This window comes from Streptomyces sp. NPDC004561 (genome assembly GCF_053602155.1).
The window spans coordinates 1-6,281 of sequence record NZ_JBSGDB010000492.1 but is presented as its reverse complement, the minus strand read 5'-3'; the positions used below and the strand labels follow the sequence as shown (position 1 = coordinate 6,281).

Below are 6,281 nucleotides of genomic sequence, written 5' to 3'. Positions count from 1 at the left end.
GCCGAGCTGGGTCGGCTGCGCAAGGCAGAGAAGGAGTGGGAGCTCGAGCGAGAGATCCTGCGGCGGGCGGCCCAGTATTTCGCGCGGGAGATGAGCCGGTCGCGGTGACTGCCGACCGAGCGGGGCATGAGGACGTCCGCGTAGGCGGAACCGGCCGAGGCGGCGGGCGCCGGGGGCTCCTCCGCGACGGGTTCCTCGACGGGCTCCTCCGGGGTCTCCGACGGCCGTTCCGGGACCACCATGTCGCCGCGGAAGCTCGGCACGGCCTCCAGGAGGCTGGTCAGCGAGTCGCGCTCGCCGGTGCTCTCCTCCGCGGGCTCGGAGGCCTGCGCGGGCAGGCTCGGCCGCTCCCGGTCGCTCCGCTCCAGGGCCCGGTCCAGGGAACGCTCGCGCGGGAGGCGGGCGATGCGCGGGACGAACGGGAAGCTCGGCTCCGGTACGGCGAGGTCGTCGGACTCGCCGATCAGCGAGCGCGCCTCGTCGTCGACGGCCTGGACGAGCCGCCGGGGCGGGTCGTACGTCCAGCTCGCCGAGTGCGGTTCGCCCGCGACCCGGTAGACGAGGAGGACCTCCCAGGTGCCGTCGTCCCGGCGCCAGGAGTCCCACTGCACGGTGTCCTTCTCGGCACCGCGCAGCAGGAGTCGCTCCTGGACGGCCTCGCCGAGCAGCGGGCCGGAGTTCTCGCCGGGGCGGCGGACCGGGGTCTTGCGGGCCCGCTCGGCCATGAAGGCGCGCTCGGCCAGTACCGGCCCCTCGAAGCGCCGCACCCGGTCGACGGGAATGCCCGCGAGCTGCGCGACCTCCTCCGCGGTGGCACCGGCACGTATACGCGCCTGGATGTCACGGGGGCGGAGATGGCTCTCGACCTCGATCTCGATCTGCCCGAGGCGCGGCCGGTCGCCGCGCACGGCGGCGCGCAGGCGTTCGTCGATCGGAAGGGTGTACTCCGTTGAGTCGGCAGCCTTGAGCACCAGCCGTGTGCCGTCATTCGAGACGGCCACGACACGCAGTTCGGGCATGGGGACCTCCCGGGTGGTGCCTGCCGACGTCACGTGCGTCGCTGCTTCCGCTAGTCGAGTGTGGCCTGCCCGGGTGCAGCCTGCCACAACCTTGCCGAGTTGCCCGGCGTGTCGGGCACGGGCCCTGGACCGCCGTTATGGCACGGTTACCTATTCGCAACGCTAAGTGACAAACTCCGTCACCCTGTGCAACTAGCCCCCTCCCGGCGGTCCTTCGAGGTCGCGGACACCCTGGTGGGAGACCGGGCCCAGGGCTCGCAACAGTACTCCATTCGGACCACGTGCGTGGATTGGCGCGCCGCCCAACTTCTGGCAAGGGACGCGACTTGGCCGTCGGCAACCGGTTTTATCGATCATGAACGTGGCGAACTTCACGTAATCCCCAGAAACGGAACTAATGGTTTCGTTTGTACGTCCCTTTCTCGTGCAGTCGGTCGGCCGATGTCGATCAAGTACGGGAAAGGCAGGCAAGTTCCGGGTATGCGTGAAACACCCCCCGCGGGTCGGAAGCGGATCGACCTGAGCGTCCCCCAGGTGGCGGGCAGCGCCCTGGCGGCGGTCGTGGCGGCCAAACTGGCCTCGTACTTCGGGGTGTACGGCACGATCCTCGGCGCCGGAGTCGTCAGCGTCGTCGCCAGCTGCGGCGGAACCCTCTTCCAGCACTTCTTCAAGCGGACCGGGGAGCAGTTCCGGGAGGCGAAGGCGACCGGCCGCCCCGGCAGGCAGGTGCCGCCGGCCCCGGGCGAGTTCACCGAGGGCACCGTCTACCGCGCGCGGGTGAGGAGCCGGCGGCGCCCGGTGGTCGCGGCGGCCGTGGTGTTCGGTGTGACCATGGCCGGCATCACGACGTACGAACTGGCGTCCGGCAACAGTTTCAGCGGCGGCCGGGGCACGACGGTCAGCGACGCGGTCACCGGGCGGAGCGTCTCCTCCTCGCGGTCCGAGGACGTACCGGCCCCTTCGAGCACGCCCTCCTGGAAGCACATCGAGCGCACGCCCACGGCCGGCGGGGGTGCGGCCGGCAGCGCGGCCCCGACGCCCGGCGGCTCCGCGAGCGGGGCGCCGAGCACCGGTCCCGCCCCGAGTGCGACGCCCACGCCCAGCGGGTCCGCAGTGACGCCTACGCCCCCAGAACCCTCCGCAAGTAGTCGTTCTGGAACAGCCGTTCCGGGTCAAGCCGGTCCCGCAACTCCGTGAACTCGGCGAAACGCGGATACACCCGCGCGAGGTACTCCGCGTCCCGCGTGTGCACCTTGCCCCAGTGCGGACGGCCCTCGTGCGCGGTGAAGATGCGCTCGGCGGCCGTGAAGTACGCCTGGTACGGCGTGCCCCGGAACATGTGCACGGCGATGTAGGCGCTGTCCCGGCCGGAGGCGGTGGACAGGGTGATGTCGTCGGCCGGGGCGGTGCGCACCTCGACGGGGAAGCTGACGCGCAGGCCCGAGCGGTCGACCATGGTCCTCAGCTCGCGCAGGGTCTCCACCAGGGCCGCGCGCGGGACGGCGTACTCCATCTCCACGAAGCGCACCCGGCGCGGGGAGGTGAAGACCTTGTAGGGGATGTCCGTGTACGACCGCGCGGACAGGGCCTTGCTGGAGACCCGCGCGATCGCGGGGACGGCGGCGGGGGCCGCGCGGCCGACCCACTGGGCCACCTGGAAGACGCCGTTGGAGAGGAACTCGTCCTCGAACCATCCGGCGAGCTGCCCCACGGGCTGCTCGGGGCCCGCGCTGCGGTTGTTGCGCTTGGTGTTGGTGCTGCCGGTGTGCGGGAACCAGTAGAACTCGAAGTGCTCGTTCTCTGCCCAGAGTTGATCGAACTCGGCGAGCACCCGCTCGAAGGGCATCGGTTCCTCGCGCGCGGTGAGCAGGAACAGCGGCTCCACGGCGAAGGTGATCGCCGTGACGATGCCGAGGGCGCCGAGGCCTGTTCGGGCGGCCGCGAAGACCTCCGGATTCTCCTTCTCGGAGCAGGTGAGCACCGAGCCGTCCGCCGTGACGAGTTCGAGCCCCTTGATCTGGGCGGCGATGGAGCCGGACTCACGGCCCGTGCCGTGGGTGCCGGTGCTGGTGGCCCCCGAGACGGTCTGCTCCATGATGTCGCCCATGTTGGTGAGCGACAGCCCCTCGCGCGCCAGGGCCGCGTTGAGTCTCTTGAGCGGGGTGCCCGCCTCGACCGTGACGGTCATGGACTCCCGGTCAATGTTGCGGATACCCGTCAAGAGTTGCGGGCGGATCAACACGCCGTCGGTGGCCGCGATCGACGTGAAGGAGTGCCCGGTGCCGACGGCCTTCACCTTCAGGCCGTCCTCGCGCGCCCGGCGCACCGCCGCGGCCAGCTCCTCCACCGAGGCCGGCGCGACCTGCCGGGCGGGCCGGGCGGAGACGTTGCCGCCCCAGTTACGCCAGGTGCCGTTCTTCCCGCTCGCTGTGCTGCTCAACGGTGCCTCCCCGACCCGCGGCCGGCCTGCGCAGCCGGCGGTACCCGAGGAAACCCACCGCGACCGCGACGGCCCCGGACACCACCGGGACCCCGTACCCGGCGCGCGCCCCGGCTGCGTCGATCACCGAGCCGGCCACGGACGAGCCGAGCGCCACACCGACCGCGAGGCCGGTGCTCACCCAGGTCATGCCCTCGGTGAGTTGCGCGCGAGGTACGTGCTCTTCGATGAGGGACATCGTCGTGATCATCGTCGGTGCGATGGACAGCCCCGCAACGAACAGCGCCACGGCCAGAAGCGGCAGGTTTCCGACCAGTAGGAGGGGGATCATACTCACGGCCATGGCCGTCACGCCCAGCAGCCAGCGACGTTCCGGCGCCCCGGCGAGACGCAGCAGCCCGAAGACCGCCCCGGCCGCGCAGGAACCGGCCGCGTACAGCGCGAGCACCACGCTCGCGGCGCCCTTGTGGCCGCGCTCGTCGGCGAAGGCGACGGTGACCACGTCCACAGCTCCGAAGATCGCGCCGGTCGCCACGAAGGTCGCCACCAGGACCTGGAGCGCGGCCGAGCGCAGCGCGCTGCCGCCGCCGTCGTGCCGCTCGCGCGGGTGCGGCTCCGGTTCGGTGGCGCGCTGGGCGGTGAGCCAGCAGACGCCGGCCGCGAGGAAGCAGGCGGCCAGCAGGGGGCCCGCCTCCGGGAACCAGGCCGTGCACAGCCCGATGGAGATGATCGGGCCGAAGATGAAGCAGATCTCGTCGACCACCGACTCGAACGAGTAGGCGGTGTGCAGTTTCGGCGTGCCCCGGTACAGGGCGGCCCAGCGGGCCCTGATCATCGCGCCCAGGCTCGGCACCGAGCCGATCCCGGCCGCGCTGACGAACAGCACCCAGTCCGGCCACCTCAGACGGGCGGCGAGCAGCAGCCCGGCCGCCGCCACGAGGGCCACGAGGGTCGCGGGGCGCAGCACCCTGCGCTGCCCGTGCCGGTCCACCAGCCGGGAGACCTGCGGTCCGACCACCGCGGCGGACAGCGCGATGGTGGCCGTCAGCGCGCCCGCGAGCCCGTAGCGCCCGGTGAGCTGGGAGACCATCGTGACCACGCCGATGCCCATCATCGACAGCGGCATCCGGCCGAGGAGTCCCGCGGCGGAGAAGGCCTTGGTGCCGGGCTCGTCGAACAAGGCTCTGTAGGGGCTGGGCACGTGGTCTCCGAAGCGACTCGGTAAGGCGCGAATGCGGCTGATACAGCTTACGAGTTAGGTGACCCTAAATGCACCTGGGATGACGTCGGAAAAAACCGGCATAAACCCACTGGAACACGACTCTTCACCCTGCCGTTTCCCGGCCGTCAGCGCCGGGTGGCAGGATCGAGACATGCCAGACGCGCTCGATGCCACCCCGTACGACGCCCTGCTCCTGCTCTCCTTCGGCGGTCCCGAAGGCCCGGACGACGTGGTTCCGTTCCTGGAGAACGTCACGCGCGGGCGCGGCATCCCGAAGGAACGCCTCAAGGAGGTCGGGCAGCACTACTTCCTGTTCGGCGGCGTCAGTCCGATCAACGACCAGAACCGCGCCCTGCTGGACGCCCTGCGCAAGGACTTCGCCGACCACGGCCTGGACCTGCCGGTCTACTGGGGCAACCGCAACTGGGCGCCGTACCTGACGGACACCCTGCGCGAGATGGTCGCCGACGGCCGCCGCCGCATCCTGGTGCTCGCCACCAGCGCCTACGCCTCCTACTCGGGCTGCCGCCAGTACCGCGAGAACCTCGCCGACGCGCTGGCCGCCCTGGAGGCCGAGGGCCATCCGCTGCCGAAGGTCGACAAGCTGCGGCACTACTTCAACCACCCCGGCTTCGTGGAGCCCATGGCCGACGGCGTGCTGCGCTCCCTCGCCGAGCTGCCCGAGGACGTCCGCGCCGGCGCCCACATCGCCTTCACCACCCACTCCGTGCCGACCGCGGCCGCCGACACCTCCGGCCCGGTCGAGGCCCACGGCGAGGGCGGCGCCTACGTCGAGCAGCACCTGGACGTCGCCCAGCTGATCGCCGACACCGTCCGCGAGCGCACCGGCGTCGACCACCCCTGGCGGCTGGTCTACCAGTCCCGCTCCGGCGCCCCGCACATCCCGTGGCTGGAACCCGACATCTGCGACCACCTGGAGGAGCGGCACGCCGCCGGCGTCCCGGCCGTCGTGATGGCGCCGATCGGCTTCGTCTCCGACCACATGGAGGTCCTCTACGACCTCGACACCGAGGCCACGGCCAAGGCCGGGGAGCTGGGCCTGCCGGTGCGCCGCTCGGCCACCGTGGGCGCCGACCCGCGGTTCGCCGCCGCCGTGCGCGACCTGATCGTGGAGCGCGCCGCCGCGGAGCGCGGACAGGACGTCACACCCTGCGCCCTGGGCACCCTGGGAGCGAGCCACAACGTCTGCCCCGTCGGCTGCTGCCCGTCCCGTGCGCCCCGCCCGGCCGCCGCCGGCGCCGACAGCCCCTACGCGTGAGGAGACCCGTGACCGACGCCCTGCACCGGGAACTGCTGGAGCTGGCCCAGGAAGCCGCCCGCCGGGCCGGTGAGCTGCTGCGGGACGGCCGCCCGGCCGACCTCGCCGTGGCGAGGACCAAGTCCAGCCCGATCGACGTCGTCACCGAGATGGACATCGCGGCGGAGAAGCTGATCACCGATCTGATCTCCGGGCATCGCCCCGACGACGGCTTCCTCGGCGAGGTAGCGCCACGGCCATCGCGTTGACGGTGAAGTCACGGCGGACGAGATCCTCCTCGATGGAGTCGCCGTACGAGACCTCGGGCTTGCGCGAGGTGCG

At 71.7% G+C, this 6,281-nt stretch carries 5 protein-coding genes and 2 pseudogenes; 3 read left to right on the top strand and 4 right to left on the bottom strand.

Annotation, left to right across the window (positions count from 1 at the left end; genetic code table 11):
* Positions 1–1,019: septation protein SepH (sepH, locus tag ACWEN3_RS38785; protein WP_452981137.1), on the bottom strand; the 1,019-nt coding region annotated here is incomplete at its 3' end.
* Between the two features lie 480 nt (positions 1,020–1,499).
* On the opposite strand from sepH, the gene ACWEN3_RS38780 reads away from it, so the two are divergent.
* The gene (locus tag ACWEN3_RS38780; RefSeq protein WP_452981134.1) at positions 1,500–2,216 is read left to right on the top strand and encodes a hypothetical protein; all 717 of its coding nucleotides are present in this window, start codon (positions 1,500–1,502) and stop codon (positions 2,214–2,216) included.
* Here the strand turns inward: ACWEN3_RS38780 and ACWEN3_RS38775 are convergent.
* Positions 2,140–3,459, bottom strand: coding sequence for a D-arabinono-1,4-lactone oxidase (locus tag ACWEN3_RS38775; RefSeq protein WP_452981132.1), 1,320 nt, complete (start codon positions 3,457–3,459; stop codon positions 2,140–2,142). The two genes, ACWEN3_RS38780 and ACWEN3_RS38775, sit on opposite strands and share 77 nt — an antisense overlap.
* Complete coding sequence (locus tag ACWEN3_RS38770) at positions 3,419–4,660, bottom strand: MFS transporter (protein ID WP_452981130.1); 1,242 nt, start codon at positions 4,658–4,660, stop codon at positions 3,419–3,421. The genes ACWEN3_RS38775 and ACWEN3_RS38770 overlap by 41 nt, the downstream gene beginning before the upstream one ends.
* A 172-nt stretch (positions 4,661–4,832) precedes the next feature.
* On the opposite strand from ACWEN3_RS38770, the gene ACWEN3_RS38765 reads away from it, so the two are divergent.
* Entirely contained in the window at positions 4,833–5,960 is a 1,128-nt protein-coding gene (locus ACWEN3_RS38765; RefSeq protein ID WP_452981128.1) for a ferrochelatase, read from the top strand.
* Between the two features lie 8 nt (positions 5,961–5,968).
* Positions 5,969–6,184: pseudogene (locus tag ACWEN3_RS38760) on the top strand (inositol monophosphatase family protein); the annotation flags it as partial.
* Here the strand turns inward: ACWEN3_RS38760 and ACWEN3_RS38755 are convergent.
* Positions 6,177–6,281, bottom strand: a pseudogene (locus ACWEN3_RS38755) (hypothetical protein); the annotation flags it as partial. The pseudogenes ACWEN3_RS38760 and ACWEN3_RS38755 overlap by 8 nt on opposite strands.